Origin of the sequence: Noviherbaspirillum album (genome assembly GCF_035916955.1) — a bacterium.
In the GTDB taxonomy this organism is placed as follows: Bacteria; Pseudomonadota; Gammaproteobacteria; order Burkholderiales; family Burkholderiaceae_D; genus Noviherbaspirillum; species Noviherbaspirillum album.
In genome coordinates this window covers 1-24,588 of the sequence record NZ_JAWIIV010000021.1, presented here as the reverse complement: position 1 = coordinate 24,588, position 24,588 = coordinate 1, and the positions used below count along the sequence as shown (strand labels likewise).

Here is a 24,588-nt window from a genome sequence, read left to right as displayed (position 1 = left end):
AGCACCGGCGCTGTTGATGCGATGATGCAAAACCCGCCACGCGCAATGCCTAACCAACGAGTCGGAAAAGAATTTGGAAACAGATACGGTCAAGCCATCCGCATTCCGCCGCCTGCGGATGTACTTCATGTCGCTGCTGCGGCAGACCATCGATTCCGCCCTGCCGCTGCGCGCCCGCATGCTCGCGGCGTTGAAGACGCTGATGCTGCTGGGCAGCGCGGTCTTCATTCTGCTGCTGGCCTATGCAATTCTCCTGATTCCCTTCACGCCCAGCATCGCCGACCTGCGCAAGGCAAGGCACGAGCAGCCGAGCGTGTTGATGTCGGCCGACGGCAAGCGCCTCGCCGTGTTCAACCGGATCAACCGGGAATGGGTGCCGCTGAACCGGGTGTCGCCGCATGTGGTGAGCGCGCTGGTCGCCACCGAGGATCACCGCTTCTACCAGCACTTCGGCATCGAGCCGCAGCGCATGGTGATCGGCGCGCTGCGGGCGCTGATCGGGGATCCGGAAGGCGGTTCGACCCTCACCCAGCAGCTGGCGCGCAACATGTACCCGAAGGAGATCGGCCGCCAGCCGCTGCTCAACCGCAAGATCATGGAAGTCATCACCGCGCTGAAGATCGAGCATGCGTATTCCAAGAAGGAGATCCTGGAAACCTATCTCAACACGGTGCCCTTCCTGTACAACGCCTTCGGCATCGAGATGGCGGCGCGCACTTACTTCGACAAGCCGGCCAGCAAGCTCAACCTGCTGGAAAGCGCCACCCTGGTCGGCATGCTCAAGGGCACCAGCTACTACAATCCGGTGATCAATCCGCAGCGAGCGATCAAGCGCAGGAATGTGGTGCTGTCGCAGATGGTCAAACGCAACGTGATCACGCAAGCCAGCTTTGACTCGCTGAAGACGCGCCCGGTGGTGCTGGACTTCGAGCGCCAGCAGGAAGCGCTGGGACCGGCGCCGCATTTCGCGCAGCATCTGCGCAAGTGGCTCATCGAATGGGCCGACCGCAACGACTACAACATCTACCAGGATGGACTGGTGGTGCATACCACCATCGACACGCGGCTGCAGGCCATGGCCAACCGCGCCGTCGAGCGGCAGCTGGACCGGCTGCAAGCGGTGGCGGACGTGGAATGGGCAACGTCTTCCGGACGCCTGCTCTCGACCAGCGCCGAGGCCTATGTCAGCCGTCGCCAGCGCAGCCAGCCCTTTGCCTATTTCTGGAGCAGCCGCGGCGACCTGCTCAATGCCGCCATCCGGGAGTCGCCGGCCTATGCCCGCCTGGTCAACGCCGGCACGCCGGCCGATGAGGCGCTGGCCGAGCTGCGCGGCAATGCAGAGTTCATCAATCAGTTGAAAGCGCGCAAGACCCGGCTGGAAGCCGGCTTCATGGCGATCGATCCGATCACCGCCCATGTCAAGGCCTGGGTAGGCAGCCGCGACTTCGCCACCGACCAGTTCGACCATGTCGGCGCGGCCCGCAGGCAGCCAGGCTCCACCTTCAAGCCCTTCGTGTACGGCGCCGCGCTGGAACAGGGGATGTCGCCCAACCGCAAGTTCATGGATGCGCCGCTGGAGATGCGCCTGCCCGGCGGCGAAGTCTGGCGGCCTGCCGACGTCACGCCGCCCACCGGCAAGCCGATGACGGCGCGCGAAGGCCTGATCTATTCGAAGAATACGGTCACCGCGCGCGTCATGCTGGAGGCGGGCCCCAGGGAAACCGCCGCCCTCGCCCGCAAGATGGGCGTGGCGCAAAGCCCGCTCGACCCGGTGCCCGCGCTTGCGCTCGGCACCAGCCCGGTGAGTCTCTTTGAAATGGTGACTGCCTACACCACGATCGCCGCCGGCGGCGAGTACCGCCAGCCGCTGATGGTCACCCGCATCACCGACAAGGCCGGCAATGTGCTCGCCAGCTTCGAGTCCGACTCCAGGCGCGCCGCCTCGACCGAGACCTCGGAACAACTGATCGACATGCTGCGCGGCGCGGTCAACCAGGGCACCGGCCAGAACATCCGCACGCGCTTCGGCATCCGAGCCGATGTCGCCGGCAAGACCGGCACCACCCAGGACAACGCCGACGGCTGGTTCATCCTGATGCATCCGCGCCTGGTGGCCGGCGCCTGGGTCGGCTTCAACGATGCGCGGGTCGCCATGCGCAGCAACCACTGGGGCCAGGGCGCGCACAACGCACTGCCGGTGGTCGGCGATTTCTACCAGCAGGCTCTGGGCGGCCGGATCATCAGCGCGGCGACGCAGTTCCCGCGGCCGAGCGAATCGGTGCTGGAACGCGTCTGGGATTTCATCCGGAACCTGTCCGGCCCGGATGACGACCCGGCGCCGCCTGCCGGCAAGGCCGACTCCGGCTCGCCGCTCGATGCCGTGCAGCGGGCGATCGACCGCATGCGCGAGATCGAGCGCACCTATCGGGGATGGCAGCAGAATGTCACCGACATTCTCGACCGCATCCGGCGCTGGCTGGATATCTTCGGCTGATATTCATGCGATTCTTCTCTGTGGCAACTGCGGGACCGTTCCCTGGTTCATGTAACTTCATTTGCCAGCAGTTGAATTACCCTAGGGTCCAACTCCCCAAGGCTTATTTCCTCGATTGCAGCGGTTTACTAAGGCAACCGATATTCCGAAGGAAGAGCCCACGTCACTATCACCTTCTCAATATTGTGCTTGTCGGGGACATGATAGTAATGCTTGTCATTGCCTTTCTTGTCGGTTTCCGTGAGCAATAACGACGCTCCATTGAGCGACTTCCCGCTCTTGGCTTCCTTGAGATAGAACCCGCCCTTGTAGTGATCCCCGAGCCGGTGATTCAGGGCAGCCTCCAGACGCTGCACGCCGCCGTCCGCCATGCCCGCACGCAACTCCAGATCCATGGCCTCGGGCGACCGCGCTGGAACAGCGATGGCAGGCGCCGCCTTGTCGCGCACATTCCGTAACGCGCCCTTCGCAAGCGTTGAGACCTTCGACAATTTCTTGTCATCGGCAAAGATCAGGGGCATGGAGGATAGCTTCTCCAGCCATCGATTACCCTCCAGCGAATTGCCCTTGGGGTTAAGGGCCGCATGGTGAGAAGCGAAGATAATGTCCGGATTGCCATGGATCTTGCTGGGCAGGCTGCCGATCAGTCCACCGTCCACACCGGACTTGGCCGAGGCGCCGGTATTGGTGAAGATGTGGCCCGATTCGTCATACATGCCGTGCACCGCTGTCGATCGGGTCAACACCTCAGCCTTCTCCGCCGACATGAAGCGGCCGGCTGTTCCCGCATATCTGCCAGTGCGCAGGCCGGCTTTTATGCGCGCGGCATCCTCCGTGTTCACCATGATCGCGCACGCCTTGCAATACGCCAGATACACTTCCTCGCGCGGGTTGTCGAGGCTGCCGTCCGCCTGCAACTCTGCAAGCATCTGCATATTGTTGCTTTCCTGTCCCTCTGCAGGCCTGTAATTGAACTCGCCGTTCGCCATGTCTTGCTTGAAGTTGAGCGTCGAATTCCCCGCAAGTTGCCTTTCGAATCCCAGGTAAAGCTCGAACGGGTCTCGCTTCTGCTTCTTGGCTTGAGTGATGATGATGTCCCAGGTTTTGAGGGCTCCTTTGTTCACGCTGCTATTGAAAGGCACGCCTGGACGGTCGGGATACGTCGCATGGTCATTGTAGGGACGGCCGGACGCATCGAAGCCGACCATTCGCTCGAATGCCTTGACTTCATTGGCGGCGCCGTTTTCGGCCAGCAGCTTGACGGCCAGCGCCTCGGCGACCGACTTGGAGATGCTTTGCTGCGAAAATTTTACCAATGCGCCGGCATTATCCCGCGTACCGGCGGTGACGCACTTCCCGGTTTTCAGGTCGAGCAGGGTAATCGACCGGACGTTGTGCTGCGGAGTGGTACCCGGTATTCCGCGGACGAAATACCCTTTGTTTTCCGGCGATCTCCAGCGATCGATCAATGCATTCAGCATGCGCTCGCTGACAATGACAGGCTTGATCATGCCGCCGTTATTGTCGCGTACCATGACATGGCTGGCTATGCTGCTTCGCAGTTTCGATGCAAGGCTTGCATTGGCTCCAGGGTTACGGTTAGGCGGACGTTCGCCGTCAGGGCGCTGATGTTGAATTGAAGAGGTACTTGCCTGCTGCGGCTGGGCCGTATCGTTGTTGACAGGGCGCCCCCTGGACGTCACGGCGAATGTGAGACCGGTCCTAAACATAGGTTTGCTTTTCAAAGAATCAGGTGGGTGAACAAAGGGAGACGCGGTTTATCGCCCTCGCCGGTCGGTTATTCCATGGGCGATTGCAAGATAAACACGCGGCACCCTGCTGTGTGTGGCGAATCCCGCGACGGTTCCATCTCTTTCAACGATTTCATTCGCGCCGACGCCCTGAACATGCCGGGCCATTCCCGGCATGCCTTCCCACTGCTTCTTCAACCGCCGCAGGACTCGAAGAAACGGTTACTGCAGCCGCTGCACCACGTCGACGCCGATGCCGTTGGGGTCAACGACCACGAAGTGGCGGTCGCCCCAAGGCTCGTCCCGCAATTCAAGCGCGATCGGCACGCCCATTTCCCGGATGCGCTGGTATTCCGCCCGCGCATCGGCGACATCGACGGCGAGCCACATGCCCTGTCCCTGGTAAGCCGACCGGAACACCCTGGCCTGCGACTCCAGCCCCGGTTTCATGAAGCCGATTTCGCTGCTTCCCAGCTGCAGCAGGGCGATCCATCCGCCTTCGCCCTCATAGATCACTTCGCAGCCGAACAAGCGCACATAGAAGTCTCTCGACTCCTCCACCTTTTCCGTAATGACGCCGCACCATAGTTTCATTTCCGTTCTCCCGGATGAGTTGAACACGCAGGCTCATTGTCGGCATCCGGCGCGGCGGCGTCTTGAACGAATGCGACATGCCGGCGCGCATAGGCCGATGGCACCATGCCGGCCAGGCGCCGGAAGTCGCGGTTCATGTGGCTCTGGTCGGCATAGCCGCAGGCATGGGCGATGTCGGCGAGCGTGGCCTGGGCGGCCGGCATTTCCAGGAGCAGGCGGCCGGCGCAATGAAACCTGACGATGGATGAAAACAGCTTGGGCGCAATGCCGACCGTGTCCAGGAATACACGTTCGAACTGGCGCCGTCCCGTGCCGAAGATCTCGGCCGCTTGCTCGATGCGCAACATTCCGCGCGCCGCCGCAATGCGGGCAACAGCGGCATCGATCCGGTCCGGCGCGGACGGCACCGATGCCGCATGGGCCAGGAGCACCGCGTCGATACGGGCAAAGATATCCTGTTGTCCGACATTCTCTGTCAGGTGGGCAATGGAAAAGGGAAGCAGGCCGGAGACGGATTCGCGGTGGTCGGTCAGCTCCTTTGCCGCCGCCTTGAGAAAATGGCGCCCCTGTCCCGGCTTGAATCGGATGCCGACATAATGCGCGCCCTGCTCAAGCACGGTGTTCATGGCCGCAGTGGTTGTGCCGTACACCCAGGCCGATGCGTCCGTACGTCCTTGCCGGATAACAAGATCAATAGAGCCGTCCGGCACGATGGCATGCATGGGGCAGTCGTTGTCGAGGCTCAGCCAGTAATGATCGATCCACGCACGCAGCGGCGCGGCCGGCAGCGCATAGCGCACCGACAACTGCGAGGGAAGACCGTTCGTTGACAAGGCTGGAGGAATCATGACTGTTGTACAGGTTCCGGGAGGTGCCGTCATGCACTCTAGCGCGGATTGCGAATGGGTGTACGGTCGCCTCGGCCTGCCTTGAGCGCATGGCAGCAAGCTTGCAAATTGGAAATCAGGAACGGTTTTCGTTCTTGGCGGACTGCGCGCGGCGATGCCTGCAAACGCAACACAGCACAAGCAGAGCGTCCGTATCAATTCCTTTGCGAGGACGACGTTGCCAATATGACGCGACGCTCGCGCCGCCTACGGATACAAAGCACAAGGCATCCGCCACGGCATTCGGCGAGATGCCGGCGAGGCTTTTCTCATCACGGCAGGCAACGCGAGGCAAGCATCACGTCAATCCTGCCAGCACCGAGGCAAGCTTGGCCGTGTCAACCGGTTTGACCAGATGATGATCGAAGCCGGCGACCAAAGCTTTCCGCCTGTCCTGCTCCTGCCCGTAGCCCGTAATGGCGATCAGCTTGACGCCGGCGGTCGCGTTTTCCGCCTTCAAGCGCGAAGCCAGTTCATATCCGTCGATCTCCGGCAGGCCGATATCCAGGACACACACGTCGAGACGCTCGCTGCGGGCGCGCTCCAGGGCCCTGCGCGAGGTGTGTTCGACCACCACATCGTGGCCCGCGCTCTTCAGGTACATGGACAGCATCGCCGCGGCATCGGCATTGTCGTCGACGATCAGGATCTTGAGTTGCCTTGCAACCAGGTTCGGCTTTGAATGATGTTGATGATCCGGCAATTCGTGTTCATGCTGAGGGCGCGGCAGCGTCACGATGAATTCGCTGCCCTTGCCAAGGCCGCCGCTATTGCAGTGAACTTCGCCGCCATGCAGCTCCACCAGGCTCTTTACCAGCGCCAGCCCGATGCCCAGTCCGCCCTGGGCGCGGTCGGGACTTCTTTCGGCTTGCGTGAACAGTTCGAAGATCCGGGACTGCAGTTCCGGCGTAATTCCGATACCGTTATCACGGATGCGCAGAATGATCTGCTCCGTGCCCGATGTCATGCACAGATGGAGGCTGCCGTTGGCTGGCGTGTATTTCGCCGCATTGTTGAGCAGATTGGTCAGCACCTGGACCAGCCGCTTCTGGTCTCCCGCGACGCGTACCGCGTCTGCTGGCAGTTCCACCGTTAGCTGATGGCCCTTGGCTCGGACCAGCGGCATCACCTGTTCGACCGCGCTGGAGACTATGTGCTTGAAATCAAGCGGCTTTCTCTCGATGTCGACAAGCCCCCGCGTGACGCGCGACACGTCGAGCAGGTCGTCGACCAGGCTCGTCATGTGCCGGACCTGGCGGTTGATGATTTGGCTGGTGCGCCTGATGTGCTCGGGGTCGAGCTGCACCATTTCCATCAGTTCGGCGGCTGCGCTGATCGGCGCCAGCGGGTTTCTCAATTCATGGGCCAGCATGGCAAGAAATTCGTCCTTGCGGCGGTCGGCTTCGCGCAACGCATCCTCGGCCAGCTTCTGGTCGTGAATGTCGGTGCAGGTTCCCATCCAGCGGACGATGTTTCCGGCATCGTCGCGCACCGGCAGGGCCCGGCCGAGCGCCCAGCGATACTGCCCCGAGCGATGTCGCAGGCGGTAGCGCACTTCATACGGTTCGCCGGTTTTCAAGCTGTGCTCCCATATCCGCCAGGTGGCGTCCTGATCCTCGGGATGCACGACGTTCTCCCACTTCTCGCCGTCGGTGGAGCCGACGGGCATGCCGGTGAAGTCAACCCATCGCTGGTTATAGTATTCATGGTATCCGTCCGCGCGCGTCGACCATACCATCTGCGGCATGGCATCCGTGATCGTGCGAAAGCGCGCCTCGCTCTGGCGCAGCGCTTCTTCCTGCTGCTTGCGCTGCGTAATATCGGTATTGGCGCCTATCCACTCCTTGACCGAGCCGTCGGCATTCATCACCGGCACCGCCTTGGCCGAGGTCCAGCAGTAATGTCCGTCGGCGCGGCGCAGCCGGTATTCGGTTTCATACACGGCCTTGCTGACGATGCTTTGCATGAAGATTTCCGAGGCATGCTCGCGGTCGTCCGGATGCACTGCCTGAAGCCAGCCGCTGTTGAGCCATTGCTCGACGCTCTGGCCGGTGAAGGCGCGCCAGGACGGCGAATCCTCGATCGCCAGGCCGTCCGCTGTCGTCGTCCATACCATGATGCTGGTGGCCATCACCAGCGAGCGGAATCTTTCCTCGCTGGCACGCAGCATCCGCTGCGATTCGACCTGGTCGGTGATGTCCTCGTGCATCAGCATCACTTCCTGCACGCATCCATCCCGGTCCTTCAGCGGATGTGCCACGGCGGTCACCCAGCGCGGGCGGCCGAATTCCCCCATTTCCACCGGGTTGTAATAAATCGCCGGCATCTTGACCGATTCGCCGGCGAATGCCCGCTCGAGGTAGGGCGTGATGCCGTTTGCGCGAAGCTGAGGATCGGTCAGGACGTTATAGTCGGAACCCAGCACGAATTCCTTCAAGCCCGGACGTTGCGGCACTTCCCAGAGCGCTTCCCATGCCTTGTTCACCTGGATCGTCCTGCCGCCGGCGGCCAGCAGCTGAATGCTGGTGGGATTCTGCTCGAACAGGGCCTGAAACCGGTATTCGGGACCGAATGGCTTCTCCTGTGAGTCAGCCAACGATTCATCGTGCGATTGCGCCATAAGATCCATGCCGGTTTGATTGATTGCACCTGAAGCAGGCACATGAAACCGGCAAAGTATAGCAAGACGTACAGAGTGAGAGTGCCATTTCACCTTGGACCGGCGCCTGCGACAGAATGCGCGTCACGGAACGCGCCGGCTGTCGCCAGAAGTCGCTTCCGGCAGGACCGCCGTGGCTGCGTCCTCCTTCAGCTGCACGCCCGACAGGCGAAGTCGCAGCGCCGCCTGCAGCAGATAGGCCAGCTTGTGGGCGGCCGCTTCATAGGCGAGTCCGTCGGGACGGACATTCGAGATGCAATTGCGTTCGCTATCCATGCGGCCGCGCCGGGGCGCATAAGTGAGATAGATACCCAGGCTGTCCGGCGAACTGAGGCCCGGGCGCTCGCCGATCAGCACTGCGACCAGCCTTGCGCCTAACGCTTCCCCGACCTCGTCGCCAAGCGCTACCCGGCCCTGGCGGACAATGACAACGGGCGTTCGCGTCCAGTCGGTTGCGAAGCGCTCGCGCAGGAGTTGCAGCACCGGCAGTGCATGGCGCTGTACCGCAACTGCCGACAAGCCGTCGGCAACGACAATCGCAAGTTCCGCCGCCGGTAGGGCCTGTTCCAGGGTGAGGCGGTCGTCATCATGAAGGCGGCGACCGAGGTCCGGTCGCCTCAGATACGCGTGCCGGTCGGGCGCCATGCTGCGCGCGTGGCAAGTCAGGAAGCCGGCATCGTTCAGCTCCCGTGCGAGCGCCGCTTCATCGAGCGCGCAGTGCACCGCATCGCGCGCCTGCGCATGAGCCAGCCCGAAACGCAGTACCTCGGCGCTGGGCAGGCTGCTGCCGGCACGGCCGAGCGCAATCCGCGCCGGCGTCCTTGAACGCAGTGCCTGCCAGGGATCGGGACGGATCATTGGATCGGATGGCTCGGTCATGCAAGGCTCCTGTGATGATGATTCAACCCTGGCGATTCGACTTCGGCGTTTCAAGCACGAGGCATGGCCAGTTGCAGCAGCGGATGTTGCGCATCGACCGTGCGCAGGCGACCGCCGGCATCTGTGATGCCGATGCGCTGCAGCCATTCCTCGAATTCCGGTGCCCGTTTCAGGCCGAGCACCTCGCGCAGGTAAAGCGCGTCGTGAAACGACGTACTTTGGTAATTGAGCATGATGTCATCCGCTCCCGGCACGCCCATGATGAAATTGACACCGGCAGCGCCGAGCAGCGTGAGCAGGTTGTCCATGTCATCCTGGTCGGCTTCGGCATGATTGGTGTAGCAGATGTCGCAGCCCATCGGCACCCCGAGCAGCTTGCCGCAGAAATGGTCTTCCAGTCCGGCGCGGATGATCTGCTTGCCGTCGAACAGGTATTCCGGGCCGATGAAGCCGACCACGGTATTGGTGAGCAAGGGCTTGAGCTCGCGCGCCACGGCATAGGCGCGCGCCTCGCAGGTTTGCTGATCGACGCCGTGGTGCGCGCCGGCGGACAAGGCGCTGCCCTGCCCGGTTTCCAGGTACATCACGTTGTCGCCCACGGTGCCGCGCTTGAGCGAAAGCGCCGCCTCGCGCGCTTCCCGCAGCAGGGCAAGCGAGATGCCGAACCCGGCATTGGCCTTTTCGGTGCCGGCCACCGACTGGAACACCAGGTCGACCGGCGCACCCTGCTCGATGGCCTTGATCTGGGTAGTGACATGCGTGAGCACGCAGCTTTGCATGGGAATCGCGAAGCGGCTGCGCAGTTCGTCCATCATGCGCCAGAGATCCATCATTGCCGCCGGCGCGTCGCTGGCGGGATTGATGCCGATGACGGCATCGCCGGCGCCATACATCAAGCCATCCAGCATGCTCGCGCCGATGCCCTGCAGGTCGTCGGTGGGATGGTTGGGCTGCAGCCGCACCGCGAGATGGCCAGGCAGACCGATGGTGGTGCGAAAGCGGGTAACAACGCGGCACTTGCGCGCAGCCAGGATCAGGTCCTGGTTGCGCATGAGCTTGCTGACAGCCGCCGCCATCTCCGGCGTGACACCCGGCGCACACGCGGCCAGCGCGCCGGTATCGGTGGTCTCATGCAGCAGCCAGTCGCGGAATTCCCCGACCGTCAGGTGCGCGATCGGCGCGAATGCGCCACCGTCATGAGTGTCGGCGATCAGGCGCGTGACTTCGTCGCTTTCATAGGGAATCAGCGCTTCCCGGAGAAAAACCCGCAAAGGCAGGTCGGCCAGCGCCATTCTGGCCGCCATTCGCTCCTCGTCGCGCTCCGCGGCGAGTCCGGCGAGACAGTCTCCGGAGCGTGGCGGACTTGCCTTCGCCAGCAACGTGGCCAGGTCGGGAAAGGCGTATGTGGTGACGCCTATGCTGGTGCGATAAGCCATGTCTTTCCCCGAATGCGGTCTGGCGATATGCATGGGAGCAATAATGCTGAAGTGCATATTGCCGCAGTCCATGGCGTGCGCATGGTGTTCATGTCGCGCGGCGTGCAATTCGATGCTGCATTGCACAAGCCGAAACGCCAGCGAGGCGAACCAAGCCGGATACATTCTGTGATGGAAGGCGTACAGAGATGTTGATCTAGGGCAGAACGAAAGTTTCGCCGGCCGTCATTGTGGAATTGCACTTGGAAAGTACGTGGCAATTGCACCGGATTTGCATGAAAAAACGGGGCGCGAGATTCTATCCTTTTTTTTATGCTGCAATGCGGCTTGACTATTCCGGCTGGCGGAGCAATCGTGGCGTGCTTGTCCATGTGCACTACTACAAACGAAACACAGCGACACTGACAAGTTTCGACATGCCAAAACTAGGAGACAACCATGAAGAACGGTAAGAAGGCAGTACAGGCAAATACACGTCGTCGTTTTTTCGGCAAGGCTGCCGCGGGTTCGACCGCACTGGCCATGCCGATGATCGCCACCGCGCAGACTCCTACGCAATTCCGCTTCCAGAGCACCTGGCCCAGCAAGGATATCTTCCACGAATACGCGAATGACTTCGCCAAGAAGGTCAACGACATGACCGGCGGCGAACTCAAGATCGAGGTCCTGCCCGCCGGCGCCGTGGTGCCGGCCTTCGGCCTGCTGGATGCGGTGTCGAAGGGCACGCTCGACGGTGGCCATGGCGTGATGGGTTACAACTATGGCAAGCAGGCGGCGATTGCCTTGTGGACCTCGGGCCCGGCCTACGGCATGGATGCCAACATGGTACTGGCATGGCATAAGTACGGCGGCGGCAAGGAACTGCTGGCCAAGCTCTATGACTCGATCGGCGCCAACGTCGTATCCTTCCTGACCGGCCCGATGCCGACCCAGCCGCTGGGATGGTTCAAGAAGCCGGTGACCAAGCGCGACGATTTCAAGGGCCTGAAATATCGTACCAACGGATTGGCGATCGACCTGTTCACAACGATGGGCGCCGCCGTCAACGCCTTGCCCGGCGGCGAGATCGTGCCGGCGCTCGACCGCGGCCTGCTCGACGGCGCGGAATTCAACAATGCTTCATCGGACCGCGTGCTGGGCTTCCCCGACGTATCGAAGGTTTGCATGCTGCAAAGTTTCCATCAAAGCTCCGAGCAGTTCGAAATCACCTTCAACAAGACCAAGTACAACGCGCTGCCGGCAAAGCTCAAGGCGATCATCGACAATGCGGTCGAAGCGTCTTCGGCCGACATGTCTTGGAAAGCGGTGGACCGTTATTCCCAGGATTACATCGCCTTGCAAACCAAGGACAACGTCAAGTTCTACAAGACGCCCGATACGTTGTTGCAGGAGCAGCTGAAGGTATGGGACGAAGTCATTGCCAAGAAGCGTGAAGGCAATCCGCTGTTCCAGGAAGTCGAGAAATCGATGCACGCCTTCGCCGAACGTGCGGTGAAGTGGGATATGGATACCAACAATCCGCGTCGGATGGCCTTCAATCATTATTTCGCAAAGAAGGCTGCGCCAAAGAAGAGCTAAGCACTTTTCTGCCCGGCAGCAGGCACCATTCGCAAAGGCGGATGGTGCCTGCGCGCGCATGCCGGCAGGGTGCAATTGAAATGCCGCGCAGTGCAGCAAGCGCTGGCGGCAGTATTTTCTTCCTTGGAGCTTCAACATGCAAAAACTCCTGCTCACCATTGACAGGATAAGCACCTGGATCGGCCATGCGTTTTCGTGGCTCATTCTGCTGCTCACATTACAGGTCGCGTGGGAAGTCTTCTCGCGCTATGTGCTGAATAAACCCAATCCCTGGGCCTTCGACCTGATGATCATGATGTATGGCACCGTCTTCATGATGGCCGGCGCCTATACCCTGGCCAAGAACGGCCATGTGCGCGGCGACGTGCTCTACGGCTTCTTTCCGCCGCGGCTGCAGGCCGGGCTCGATCTGCTGCTGTATTTCGTCTTCTTCATTCCCGGCGTAGTGGCGCTGGTCTGGGCCGGCTATACCTACGCCGAGGAATCCTGGGCCATCAACGAGACATCCAACATCACGGCCAACGGACCGCCGTTGTACCCGTTCAAGACGGTGATACCGATCGCGGGCCTCTTCCTGCTGTTCCAGGGCTTCGTGGAAATCGTCCGCTGCATCCAGTGCCTCAAGCTCGGCGTCTGGCCGTCGCGCGAGGAAGACGTGGAAGAAGTCGATGTCGGCAAGCTCAAGGAGATGGTTAATGTCAATGATGAACAGATTGCCAGTCTCGACAAGTTCGTGACGAATCAGGACGGGGGACGTAAATGAGAAAGGAAGTCTGGTTCGGGCTGTCGATCATGGGCATGATCGTCATCGCCATCTTCACGCTGATGCCGGCGCCTTCGGACATGACCAACGGTCATCTCGGCTTGCTGATGCTGGCCCTGATCGTGCTCGCCATCATGCTGGGCTTTCCAACGGCGTTCACCCTGATGGGCATGGGCGTGATGTTTACCTGGTTCGCCTATCGCCATGTCAATCCCGACCTTGCAGTGCAGCAGACGCTTGACCTGATGGTGCAGCGCGCCTATGCGGTCATGGCCAACGATGTGCTGATATCGGTGCCGCTGTTCGTGTTCATGGGTTATCTGGTCGAGCGCGCCAACCTGATCGACAGGCTGTTCAGGAGCCTGCACCTGGCGATGTCCAGAGTACCGGGCTCGCTAGCGGTTGCCACGATCGTGACCTGCGCCATTTTCGCCACCGCGACCGGCATCGTGGGCGCCGTGGTGACGCTGATGGGCCTGCTGGCCATGCCCGCGATGCTCAAGGCCGGCTACAACGTCAAGCTGGCTGCCGGCTCGATCACGGCAGGCGGCTGCCTCGGCATCCTGATCCCGCCGTCGGTGTTGCTTATCGTCTATGGCGCGACGGCTGGCGTTTCCGTGGTCAAACTGTATGCCGGCGCATTCTTTCCCGGCCTCATGCTGGCGCTGCTGTATGTCGGCTACGTGATCGTCATCGCCAAGATCAAGCCGCAGTGGGCGCCGCCCCTGCCCGAGCAGGACAGAACGGTTCCCTTGCCGACTTATGTACCGGCGATCGGCCGGACCGGTCGCAGCAATGCCTTCGGCGGCCTGATCACCGCGCTGAAGGGCCGGTCCAATGCCGCGGTACCGATGCGCGTCATCCTGTCGCAATTATTCGTGGCGCTGCTGCCGGCGCTGGCATTCGCCGCGGTGATGGGGTTCACGTATCAGGCGGTGACGAAGCCGACGGCAGCCGAGACCGAACTGATTGAAATGGGCAGCTCGCTGAACGAATCAAGCTACGAAGCAGGCAGCAGCGACGGCGGGCTTGCCGAACCGCCGGCGGAAGGCGGCTTGGCGGAGCCTGAAGTGGAAGGCGGCCTCGCCGAACCGCCGCAGGAAGGTGAAGCCGAGGCACTGTCTTCCCCGCCGGCCGGCGACGCGCAGACAGCGAACGAGACGGCTCCGGCATCACCGGCAGCCACGCAGGAGTCGACAACGCCTGCGCAATCCGCCGAAGCCGAAAGCGTGAAGGCGCCGTCGGGATTCTGGATTGCGTTTGCCATCGGCCTGGCCATGCTTGCCGTCTTCTATGCGGTGCTCAGCTTTGCCCGGCTCGAGATCTTCAAGATGCTGCTAGGCTCATTCTTCCCGCTGGCCCTGCTGATCCTTGCCGTGTTGGGCGCAATCGTGTTCGGCCTGGCGACGCCGACCGAAGCCGCCGCGATGGGATCGATGGGCGGCCTGCTGCTTGCGGCGGCCTACCGCCGGCTGAATTTCGGCGTGCTCAGGGAATCGGTGTATCTGACGGCCAAGACCAGCGCCATGGTGTGCTGGCTCTTTGTCGGTTCGAGCATCTTCTCCGCAGCATTCGCCCTGCTGGGCGGGCAGGAGATCATCAACCAGTGGGTGCTGTCGATGGACCTGACGCCGCTCCAGTTCATGATCCTCGCACAGGTGGTTATCTTCCTGCTCGGCTGGCCGCTGGAATGGACCGAGATCATCGTGATCTTCATGCCGATCTTCATTCCCTTGCTGCCGCATTTCAACATCGACCCGTTGTTCTTCGGCCTGCTGGTAGCAATGAATCTGCAGACGGCCTTCCTGTCGCCGCCGGTTGCGATGGCTGCGTTTTACCTGAAAGGCGTATCGCCGCCGCACGTCACGCTGAACCAGATCTTCCTGGGCATGCTGCCGTTCATGGCGCTACAAGTCATCGCGCTGATCATGTTGTACACCTTCCCCGCGATCGGACTATGGCTGCCGGAGGTGCTGTACAAGTAACCGGCTGACAAGCAGGCGGCAAGTCAGGCCCCGGGAGCGAATGGGCCTGAGCCTCGTTATCTATGCTGTTGTGGTTTTGTGGAACCGGCCCGGGGGGCTGGTTCCACACACTAGAAGTAGAAGACGCCGGAAGGCAAGCATAGTCGAGGACGTTCATGGAGACACCGATAGTAAGCTCCCAGTGCGCAAGCACGCCCCCTGAACATGGAATGGCTGCCGACGCCGCCATTCCACAGCCGGATGAGAAGCAGGATGCATCGCCAGCGGTGGAGCTGGAATGCAGAGGAACAATCGCTAGTCTGTACGCCAGACGCAATATTGCAGCGGGCGAGATCATCGCGCGCATCTCCAAATGCATGCTGGTGACTTCCAGCGTTGCAGCCACGTCGCCATCTGTCCGCCACCTTCTAGAACTTGGCGAGCCGTTCGCGCAGGATGTCTGCCTAGCCGTATTCCTGCTGGCTGCCAGGCGCGGCGGCACATAGCAGCATCATGTCGCTAGCATGTGGCATGGATGCGCACTGCATCCCTTATTTCTGCCCGCCGACGAAGTGGACATGCTGCGCGGATCGTTTGTCATGCCGACCCTGGAGGTATGCCGGACACGGTTCACGGCGGAACATGCGCGGTTGTCTGCCAGCCTTCCTCCTGGCGAGGCCGGCACGCTTGACGACTATCTCCGGGCTCGTAGCCTCGTCATGACGCATGCCCAGGCAATCGACACGGCGCAGGGACAGGTTCTGGCCATGCTGCCGGTCCCGGCCATGTTCAGTCATGCCCCAGATGCATGCGCACGCTGGGAAGATGCACCTCAGGAGTTGGTTCTTCGAGTGCGGCGTGTCATCGGGAAGGGCATGCGGCTGCCGCTTTCCAACAGCGGTTGGGATCGCGATGAAACGCTGGCGCCTCTGGGCGCGTTGTTTGAAGGCGAAGCAAATTGCCAGACCGACATCATTCGGCCGGACCCCCCAACCGAATGGGCTGGCAAGGTTTCCCCTGCCTTGTTTGGCCGCCAGCAGGACGGCAATCGGCTATTCAGGATTTCCAACGACCTCGACGATGCCGCTGCACGCCAGCTGCTGGCCTACCTGCGTGTGACCGCTCACCTGCAGGTAACTGCTGCAGATGGACGCGCCGACGTAGACGAAGCTGTGCAGCGATACATCGCCAACGGTAAGCTGGGGCCACTTTGTCGCGACAGCGAGCTTCTTGCAATGCAGACCTTGCGTACAGCCTGCCAGCAACGGCTCGACGCCTTTTCGACTTCGATACAAAACGACGACCAACTGCTCCAGCAAAACACATTGAGTCCGGTCCAGCGTGGCATCGTGTCATTGCGGCTTCGGGAAAAGCGAATACTGACTTCGCTCATCGACACCGTCGATGTCGCGCTTCCGCTGCTTCGCAAATACCAAGGCAATTCTCATCCGGCGTTTTCCGAGTATTTGAAAAGTGCAGTCGCAGGCGAGTGCGGCGGAGAACATACGATCTTTATCAGTATTGCGTCGTATCGCGACCCGCTGCTATGGAACACGGTCAGGGAATGTCTAATGAATGCCGAACGACCAGATTTTTTGCGCTTCGGCATCGTCGATCAAAATGATGAAGATGCGAGCGATGATCTGGCCCGTCTTCCCTTTGCGCAGCAGATACGCTACGTGAATATCAAGCCACGCTTCAGCCGTGGCGCATGCTGGGCCCGTTCGATCGCATTTGGCCTTTACGACAACGAGGATTACCTGCTTCAAATTGATTCCCACATGATTTTCGATCCCGGCTGGGACCGCATCCTGAAGATGCAGCTTGAGGAGCTGTCTACGTTCAATTCGAAATGCATTCTTTCCGGTTACCCTTGGGGATTTGAGATCGAAGACGGGCAGGCGGTACGCAAAGTAAACTCGCACGGCACGCTGGCACTGCGTCTGGTACCGGATACGGCATTCGCCGAGGATTCTCCGGTGTTGAAATTCCATCCGCTGCCGCAACCATTGGCTGCGCATTACTACGCCTATGAGCTTGCCGGAGGCTTCCTTTTCACTCTCGGCAGCTTTGTCGAAGAAGTGCCTTATGACCCCCGACTCTACTTTCATGGAGAAGAACAGAACCTCACGATACGAGCCTATACCCATGGCTGGAATATGTTTCACCCGCGCGTCATGTCTCTTTATCACCTTTACAAGAACGACAAACGCAGCGAGGGCGACACGCCACGGCATTGGGATGAGAAAGACAACCAGTCCAGACAGACACCCTGGTGGAAACTGGAAGAAGCGTCGAAGCGCCGGATGTCTCAGCTGGTTTATGCCGAGAAGATTAAAGGGGCTTATGGACTCGGCGTTGTCCGCAGCCTGGACGATTTTGCGGCATACAGCGGGATCGATTACCGCCATCGCAGGCTGACCCCGCGTGACCCGATACCGGTGCAGATACCGCCGGTTTGAATGGGGTTGTAGCTTTGCAAGTCGTTAGTCTGGCGGCCGCCACAGATTAAAAGTGCGCGGATGATGCAGGGAACCGATGGCGAACCAAATCCACATACATTTACAGGTGATCACTCCATTAGACCGTGTTCTATGTCAGTTACCAAGGATAGATGCACTGGCCGTGCATCGGCGGGGAGACAGCGGTACTGCGGCACCGGTTTCGGGAACAAGTGATTTTCAACTAGTAATGCAATATCCTGAATCAGGAAGAGGAAGGCAGGATGGGAAAAGTATACGGTAACGTCAATGACGTCTTTGCTTGCTATAAAGGCGTAGAGTGGGGAGAAGAGCCCAAACACATGATTGTCATGCCGAACAAGCAGGTAAGGGAATTGGACCCTTACGATATTCAGAATCCTGAAATCGCCAAGAAAGTCAGTCAGCTCAATACGCTAGACAAATGGTGGGAGTACGATGAGGTTCCTCGACGCTCGTCGTCGTCGACGGCACCGGCGCCATCGTGCTCGAAGCCGATGCCATCGCGTTCGGAGCCGACGCCTTCATCCTCGGAACCGACGCCATCGACATCGCCCTCGCCATCCACCACACCGCCGTCACCCTCTAGCACACCGACGCCATCATCTTCGGCTAAACCGCCGTCCTCGGCAGCGCCGCCGCCGTCGTCTTCGGCAGCACCGACGCCATCGTCTTCGGCAGCACCGACGCCATCGTCTTCGGCTAAACCGCCGTCGTCCTCGGCAGCGCCGCCGCCGTCGTCTTCGGCAACACCACCGCCATCGTCTTCGGCAAAACCGCCGTCGTCCTCGGCAGCACCGCCGCCGTCGTCTTCGGCAACACCACCGCCGTCGTCTTCGGCAACACCACCGCCGTCGTCTTCGGCAACACCACCGCCCTCGTCTTCGGCAACACCGCCGGCGTCCACGGCAGCACCGCCGCCGTCGTCTTCGGCAACACCACCGCCCTCGTCTTCGGCAACACCGCCGGCGTCCACGGCAGCACCGCCGCCGTCGTCTTCGGCATCACCACCGCCGTCGTCATCGGCAACACCACCGCCGTCGTCTTCGGCAACACCACCGCCGTCGTCTTCGGCAACACCACCGCCGTCGTCTGCCAACGTGCAACTACCATGGTCGACAGAAGAAGGCCAGACGATGAGAGAACTGATCACTAAGTCTGAACTAATTCGTTCGACTCTTACCCGTGATGACTTAGAGGAAATAGCGGCCGGCAAGTGGAGTGAATATCCGGAAAGTAAAGGTGCCCTTACGGACGCAGAAATAAGTACTGCAAAGAAGCTGCTGGAGAACGATGCGGAATTATTCAAGAGTCTTGATACACAATCGAATGGCTCTCTAAATGCGTACGAACTTCTAATGGGAAATAGGTCGCTGCTTTGAAATAGTCAAGGTACACGGCGCGGGTATAAAGGAACGGGCACATGAAAATTTACCCGATTCCAAGCCTGCGCCATCACAAAACGGCTACCTTAATACCAGGACACTTCTCATGACTCCGAATCAATACAAGTAAAAGATTGCGTGCCATTCTCTGAGATAGCAAAACCGAATTTAAATAAAGTCATTGGGATTGCTGCCTGTATGCCGGGAGTTTTCCTACTTGTCTCAATCAGGCCTGATAAGCCGATCTTCCGCTAGTCGGCTTATCAGTTGTGTTTATTTCTGTTCTGTCGGACACCGTCTGAATGGAGCCAGTGAAAAGCACTACGACGGACCACTCTGTGCAGCCAAGCGGCATCTGCTGGAAGCACCGCTTCATCCAAGCAAGCAAGAAAAAGTTGTTTGACGCATCGTGTATTTCCCCCTTCTCCCACCAGCGTGGCGGAGGCAGGAGCTGCGAACCGATTACAACGATGATGACATAGTCTATGTCTGAGACGCTATGCGCCTGGAGTCGTTGTGGCCGACGGATTCAACTCTCCGCATCTGTACGCCTTTGCTTATGCATCATTGCCTCACTGCCCGCATGTGGCGATGACAGACGGTACCGCGATATCTGAAAGGAGCCTGAGTTTCGTTCACCGGACTATCCGGCGCATCGGCTAATCGCGCTCGCATGCCTATGCGCCGCGAGCGACGGGGACTTCCAGCTGGTTGATGAGCATGGCATTGCGGAAAGCGATTTCTTCAAGTCCTGCCTGTGCATCGATTTTACGAAAAGCCGGAGAATTCCCTGTTCGCTTTAGTGGATCGATAGCAGACGGCGACGCCGACCGTTGACTCATCAAAACAGGGAGACGCTCTGCGCCCGCACTTGTCCGGTGCGCCAGCATGCATCGAACAAGTGCACAACCCGCGAACTGCACGCGTCGTGGCAGGCATGTCGATTGCTGTTGTCAGGCGAGAGCGTTCATTCGCATGACTTCGAAAAGGTCTGCGGCAAAAATTCCGCTCCGGGCACTGAATTCGATTCCGCGCGGATGAACATCTTCTCGTCCTTTCCGATATCTGCTTTACCGCTTGTCGGAGGAAGCCCGATCATTGCCCGCCGGCTCTGGTTGGGCGTCGCACTGCTGCAACTATACTCAATGTTCAATCCAGGAGCCACGATGGACCGTCATGAAGTCACCAAAAAGATCATTTCCGTAAAAGTCGCCAGGAAGATGCGCTGGGCCGATATCGCCGAGAAGATAGGCCAAAGCAAGGAGTGGACAACCGCTGCAATGCTGGGACAGATGACACTCGATGCGCAGCAGGCGGCCGTCGCGAGGGAGTTGTTCGACCTGACCGACGAGGAAACAGCGTGGCTGCAGATCGTTCCCTACAAGGGATCTCTGCCGACCGCAGTACCGACCGATCCGCTGATCTACCGCTGGTATGAAATCGTGAATGTCTACGGCGCGACCATCAAGGAACTGATCCACGAGGAATTCGGCGATGGCATCATGAGTGCGATCGACTTTTCCATGGATATCCAGCGGGAGTCGGATCCCAAGGGGGATCGCGTACAGGTGGTCCTGAGCGGCAAATTCCTGCCTTACAAAAGCTACTGATTGCCGGCAGCCGGAATGAGAAAGGCCCGCATCATCGCGGGCCTTTTGTTTTCTGCTGTGTTCCGCGCATCCAGCAGCTGTATCGGCTGCATGCGCAAGGATCATGACATCATGCCGGCATCAGACCTTGACGGTGTCCGCGACTTCGCTGAACTCCTTCAGCTTGTCGAAGTTCATGTAACGGTAGATGCTGGCGGCATTCTTGTCGAGGACGCCGGTATGTTCCATGTACTCCGCCTTGGTCGGGATCTTGCCAAGAGCCGAGCAGACTGCCGCCAGTTCAGCCGAGCCGAGGTAGACGCGCGTATCCAGGCCGAGACGGTTCGGGAAATTGCGGGTCGACGTCGACATCACGGTTGCGCCCTTGCGGACCTGCGCCTGGTTACCCATGCACAGCGAGCAGCCCGGCATTTCCATGCGGGCGCCCGTACGGCCGAGCGTGCCGTAATGGCCTTCCTCGGTCAGCACCTGCTGGTCCATCTTGGTCGGCGGCGCGATCCACAGGCGGACCGGGATATCTGTCTTGCCTTCGAGCAGTTTGGAAGCCGCGCGGAAGTGGCCGATATTGGTCATGCAGGAACCGACGAACACTTCGTCGATCTTGTCGCCGGCAACTTCGGACAGGGTCTTCACATCATCCGGGTCGTTCGGGCAGGCCACGATCGGCTCATGGATGTCTGCCAGATCGATCTCGATCACGGCTGCGTATTCCGCGTCCGCGTCCGGTGCCAGCAATTCCGGCTTGGCCAGCCAGCTTTCCATGGCCTTGATTCGGCGTTCCAGCGTGCGCTTGTCCAGGTAGCCGTTGGCGATCATCCACTTCATCAGCGTGATGTTCGAGTTCATGTACTCGATGATCGGCTCTTTGTCGAGGTGGACGGTGCAACCTGCGGCCGAACGCTCGGCGGATGCGTCGGACAGCTCGAAAGCCTGTTCGACCTTCAGCTGCGGCAAGCCTTCGATTTCCAGGATGCGGCCGGAGAAGATGTTTTTCTTGCCCTTCTTCTCAACGGTCAGCAAGCCTTGGCGAATGGCGTACAGCGGAATCGCGTTGACGAGATCGCGCAGTGTCACGCCCGGCTGCATCTCGCCCTTGAAGCGCACCAGCACGGATTCAGGCATGTCCAGCGGCATGACGCCGGTGGCTGCCGCGAACGCAACCAGGCCGGAACCCGCCGGGAAGGAAATACCGATCGGGAAACGCGTGTGCGAGTCGCCGCCGGTGCCGACGGTGTCGGGCAACAGCAGGCGGTTGAGCCAGGAGTGGATCACGCCGTCCCCGGGACGCAGTGCAACGCCGCCGCGATTCTCGATGAAGGTCGGCAGTTCACGGTGGGTCTTGACGTCGACCAGTTTCGGATAGGCGGCGGTATGGCAGAAGGACTGCATTACCAGGTCGGCGGAGAAGCCGAGGCAGGCGAGGTCTTTCAGTTCGTCGCGGGTCATCGGGCCGGTGGTGTCCTGGGAGCCGACGGTTGTCATCTTCGGTTCGCAGTAGGTGCCCGGGCGGACGCCCTTGCCTTCCGGCAGTCCGCAAGCGCGGCCAACCATTTTCTGCGCGAGCGAGAAACCCTTGCCGGAATCGGTCGGATCCTGCGGCAGGCGGAACAGGGTGGAAGGCGCAAGGCCGAGCGATTCGCGTGCCTTGGCGGTCAGGCCGCGGCCGATGATCAGCGGAATACGGCCGCCTGCGCGAACTTCATCGAACAGCACGTCGGACTTGACGGTGAACTCGGAAATCACTTCACCGTTCTTCAGCGCCTTGCCTTCGTACGGGCGCAGTTCAACGACATCGCCCATGTCCATCTTGGAGACGTCCAGTTCGATCGGAAGTGCGCCTGCATCTTCCATCGTGTTGTAGAAGATCGGTGCGATCTTGTTGCCGAGGCAGACGCCGCCGAAACGCTTGTTCGGAATGTACGGAATATCTTCGCCGGTGAACCACAGCACCGAGTTGGTTGCGGACTTGCGCGAGGAGCCGGTGCCTACCACGTCGCCAACGTAGGCAACCAGATTGCCCTTGGCCTTGAGTGCCTCGATTTGCTTGATCGGGCCGATCTTGCCGGGTTCATCGGCATTGATTCCGGGGCGCGGATTCTTCAACATCGCCAGTGCATGCAGCGGAATGTCGGGGCGCGTAGTGGCGTCCGGTGCGGGCGACAGATCGTCGGTGTTGGTTTCGCCGGTAACCTTGAACACAGTGATGGTCATGCTTTGCGGCACTTCCGGGCGGGAAGTGAACCATTCGGCATCTGCCCAGGATTGCAGCACAGCCTTGGCGTTCGCGCTGCCCTTCTCCGCAAGTTCCTTGACATCATGGAAGTAGTCGAACATAAGCAGCGTCTTTTTCAAGCCTTCGGCGGCTACCGCACCGACTTCCGCATCATCCAGAACGTCGATCATTGGCTTGATGTTGAAACCACCGAGCATGGTGCCGAGCAGTCGGGTTGCGTCCTTGCGGGAGACCAGCGTGCAAGACTCTTGGCCCTTCGCCAGTCGCTCAAGAAAAGCGGCCTTGACCTTGGCTGCATCGTCAACCCCGGCCGGTACGCGATAGGTGATCAACTCAACCAGGAATTGCTCCTCGCCCGCAGGCGGGTTCTTCAGCAGGGCAACCAGCTCTTCAGTCTGCTTGGCTGACAAGGGAAGCGGCGGGATGCCTAGCGCAGCGCGTTCGGCAACGTGTTGACGGTATGTTTCTAGCATGGGGCGCTCTTCGGTTACGTGATTGAAAAGAGGGAAGGCTCAAATCTTCGCCTCTGGCTCTCTCCGGCCTGTAGCCGGATCCGGGACATATCGTCTCGGCAGGGCATTGCGGCGAGGACAACTCTTCTATAAGACATAAGAGTTTATCCGAAAATGCGCTGGAAATCTTGAGAGGAGAAAAAAATTTTCCTGTGAGGAGCATCTTGTTGTTAACTCACGCGAGGCGGGTGCTCGTGGTGCAGTGTTCTTCCGCAGCTATCTTGTCATGGACCTGGGAAGAAAGCGCTGACAGCGATGATGCATTATCGTGTTATCTGCTGATCAGTTGCCTTGAGCGTGGCAGGCGATAAGTGCATTCGGAATTGTTGCCCAAGAACTGCAGCAGCGATGCGGCACTTCGTTCAAGCGTAATAGATATTTCAGGCGTCGACGTCTTACTTTTTATCCGTTGTCATCATTGCGCTGATCTGATTTCACGCTTTAAAGCGTCGATATTGGCTTTGAACCGACGAATGGTTTCCTCGGTGGCGTTCCGGGATACAGCGTCGGCAAGCGCTGTTTCCTCCATCTGCAGTTCATGCTTGAGGATGGCAAGTCTTTCACTGTCGCGCGTCTTTTGCACAACGGGAGAAATACGCGGATAGTCGTTTATCGCGGAGCCAATCGGCTTGGCACCGGTACCGGAGCCGGTGTCAGTGCCAGTTCCAGCAGCGGAACTGGTGCCGGTGCTGGCCACTGGCGGTTGCGGTTGCGGTTGCGGTTGTGGTTGTGGTTGTGGTTGTGGTTGCGGAGTTTCCTGCCTGCGGACTGTAGTAATGGTAGGAGCCTGCTTCGGGGTGTCCGTCTTGATAAGTACGGGACGTAGCGGCATGTTGCTATAAATGGTCACGCGGTTGACGTGGTCTTCAAGCTTATAGATCGTCGCGTGCAACGAACTTGCCGCTGCGCCCAAGCATATAAGCAGTAGGAAGCGGGGAGAATGAAACGCTCTCATCGCTTGATTTTGTTATTCATGGCTTTCGTCCGCAGCCCATGGAATGTGGCGCAAGATGCTCTGGCGTCGTCTCTTTTGCAGCCGGCACAAGCGACGACGGAGTTGCAACAACGACAGTCGCTGCGGGACTTAACGAAGGTGCCATCGACGCGGATGGAAGTGGATCTTGCATGGACATGTGTTGCGTGATTTGCAAGAAAGGTGCTAATGAGTGGTTTGCTCTTCTGGCAAGTTCCATAGCACCGAGCAATAAACGTCCTGTACAAGTTGTGAACCGTATTGGTTCAATTGGAGAATCGCTTTACGAGGCGTTGAATATTCATGCGGAGATTTTCCTTTGCCCCAAAGCAAACAGCCCTGCGTCCATGAGGAGGCAGGGCTGATGCGGTAGAACTAGCCTGACGATGA

General features: G+C 59.9%; 18 protein-coding genes. 9 read left to right on the top strand and 9 right to left on the bottom strand.

The annotated features are described in order from the left end of the window. Positions 1 to 73 precede the first annotated feature (73 nt). Positions 74 to 2,494, top strand: a complete 2,421-nt coding sequence (locus tag RY831_RS21335; RefSeq protein WP_437126308.1) for a penicillin-binding protein 1A — start codon at positions 74 to 76, stop codon at positions 2,492 to 2,494. A 128-nt stretch (positions 2,495 to 2,622) separates the two neighbouring features. Here the strand turns inward: RY831_RS21335 and RY831_RS21330 are convergent, their stop codons facing one another. The 6 genes from RY831_RS21330 to RY831_RS21305 form a co-directional block, all read right to left on the bottom strand. Continuing rightward, entirely contained in the window at positions 2,623 to 4,029 is a 1,407-nt protein-coding gene (locus RY831_RS21330; RefSeq protein WP_326508396.1) for a glutaminase, read from the bottom strand. A gap of 438 nt (positions 4,030 to 4,467) precedes the next feature. Further along, positions 4,468 to 4,839, bottom strand: coding sequence for a VOC family protein (locus RY831_RS21325; RefSeq protein WP_326508395.1), 372 nt, complete (start codon positions 4,837 to 4,839; stop codon positions 4,468 to 4,470). Beyond that, complete coding sequence (locus RY831_RS21320) at positions 4,836 to 5,687, bottom strand: AraC family transcriptional regulator (RefSeq protein WP_326508394.1); 852 nt, start codon at positions 5,685 to 5,687, stop codon at positions 4,836 to 4,838. Before RY831_RS21320 ends, RY831_RS21325 begins: the two co-directional genes overlap by 4 nt. A 337-nt stretch (positions 5,688 to 6,024) precedes the next feature. Further along, entirely contained in the window at positions 6,025 to 8,322 is a 2,298-nt protein-coding gene (locus RY831_RS21315; RefSeq protein WP_326508393.1) for a hybrid sensor histidine kinase/response regulator, read from the bottom strand. Positions 8,323 to 8,469: 147 nt separating this feature from the next. After that, on the bottom strand, positions 8,470 to 9,264 hold the full coding sequence (eutC, locus tag RY831_RS21310) for an ethanolamine ammonia-lyase subunit EutC (protein ID WP_326508392.1): 795 nt from the start codon (positions 9,262 to 9,264) through the stop codon (positions 8,470 to 8,472). 50 nt (positions 9,265 to 9,314) lie between these two features. After that, on the bottom strand, positions 9,315 to 10,700 hold the full coding sequence (locus tag RY831_RS21305; RefSeq protein ID WP_326508391.1) for an ethanolamine ammonia-lyase subunit EutB: 1,386 nt from the start codon (positions 10,698 to 10,700) through the stop codon (positions 9,315 to 9,317). A gap of 438 nt (positions 10,701 to 11,138) precedes the next feature. On the opposite strand from RY831_RS21305, the gene RY831_RS21300 reads away from it, so the two are divergent. From RY831_RS21300 to RY831_RS21280, 5 genes are all read left to right on the top strand, one after another. Continuing rightward, positions 11,139 to 12,278 (top strand): TRAP transporter substrate-binding protein, encoded by a 1,140-nt coding sequence (locus tag RY831_RS21300; protein ID WP_326508390.1) that lies wholly within the window; start codon positions 11,139 to 11,141, stop codon positions 12,276 to 12,278. A 136-nt stretch (positions 12,279 to 12,414) separates the two neighbouring features. Then, on the top strand, positions 12,415 to 13,041 hold the full coding sequence (locus RY831_RS21295) for a TRAP transporter small permease subunit (protein WP_326508389.1): 627 nt from the start codon (positions 12,415 to 12,417) through the stop codon (positions 13,039 to 13,041). Then, complete coding sequence (locus RY831_RS21290) at positions 13,038 to 15,026, top strand: TRAP transporter large permease (protein WP_326508388.1); 1,989 nt, start codon at positions 13,038 to 13,040, stop codon at positions 15,024 to 15,026. Before RY831_RS21295 ends, RY831_RS21290 begins: the two co-directional genes overlap by 4 nt. A gap of 155 nt (positions 15,027 to 15,181) precedes the next feature. Continuing rightward, positions 15,182 to 15,511: an SET domain-containing protein gene (locus RY831_RS21285; protein WP_326508387.1), complete on the top strand. Its 330-nt coding sequence runs from the start codon at positions 15,182 to 15,184 to the stop codon at positions 15,509 to 15,511. Positions 15,512 to 15,583: 72 nt separating this feature from the next. Further along, positions 15,584 to 17,467 carry a GlcNAc-transferase family protein gene (locus RY831_RS21280; RefSeq protein WP_326508386.1) on the top strand — a complete coding sequence of 628 codons (1,884 nt, stop codon included), beginning with the start codon at positions 15,584 to 15,586 and terminating at the stop codon, positions 17,465 to 17,467. Positions 17,468 to 17,888: 421 nt separating this feature from the next. Here the strand turns inward: RY831_RS21280 and RY831_RS21275 are convergent, their stop codons facing one another. Further along, a complete protein-coding gene (locus RY831_RS21275; protein WP_326508385.1) occupies positions 17,889 to 18,584 on the bottom strand; it encodes a hypothetical protein in 696 nt (231 codons plus the stop codon). Positions 18,585 to 18,621: 37 nt separating this feature from the next. Between RY831_RS21275 and RY831_RS21270 the strand changes: the two genes are divergently transcribed. Both RY831_RS21270 and cynS read left to right on the top strand, forming a co-directional pair. Beyond that, on the top strand, positions 18,622 to 18,867 hold the full coding sequence (locus tag RY831_RS21270) for a hypothetical protein (RefSeq protein WP_326508384.1): 246 nt from the start codon (positions 18,622 to 18,624) through the stop codon (positions 18,865 to 18,867). Between the two features lie 1,169 nt (positions 18,868 to 20,036). After that, a complete protein-coding gene (gene cynS, locus RY831_RS21265) occupies positions 20,037 to 20,480 on the top strand; it encodes a cyanase (RefSeq protein ID WP_326508383.1) in 444 nt (147 codons plus the stop codon). 120 nt (positions 20,481 to 20,600) lie between these two features. On the opposite strand, the gene RY831_RS21260 is transcribed toward cynS, so the two are convergent. Together RY831_RS21260 and RY831_RS21255 are read right to left on the bottom strand one after the other, a co-directional pair. After that, positions 20,601 to 23,186 (bottom strand): bifunctional aconitate hydratase 2/2-methylisocitrate dehydratase, encoded by a 2,586-nt coding sequence (locus RY831_RS21260; RefSeq protein WP_326508382.1) that lies wholly within the window; start codon positions 23,184 to 23,186, stop codon positions 20,601 to 20,603. 454 nt (positions 23,187 to 23,640) lie between these two features. Beyond that, entirely contained in the window at positions 23,641 to 24,117 is a 477-nt protein-coding gene (locus RY831_RS21255) for a hypothetical protein (RefSeq protein WP_326508381.1), read from the bottom strand. Between the two features lie 48 nt (positions 24,118 to 24,165). On the opposite strand from RY831_RS21255, the gene RY831_RS21250 reads away from it, so the two are divergent. Beyond that, entirely contained in the window at positions 24,166 to 24,369 is a 204-nt protein-coding gene (locus RY831_RS21250; protein ID WP_326508380.1) for a hypothetical protein, read from the top strand. Positions 24,370 to 24,588: the final 219 nt, after the last annotated feature.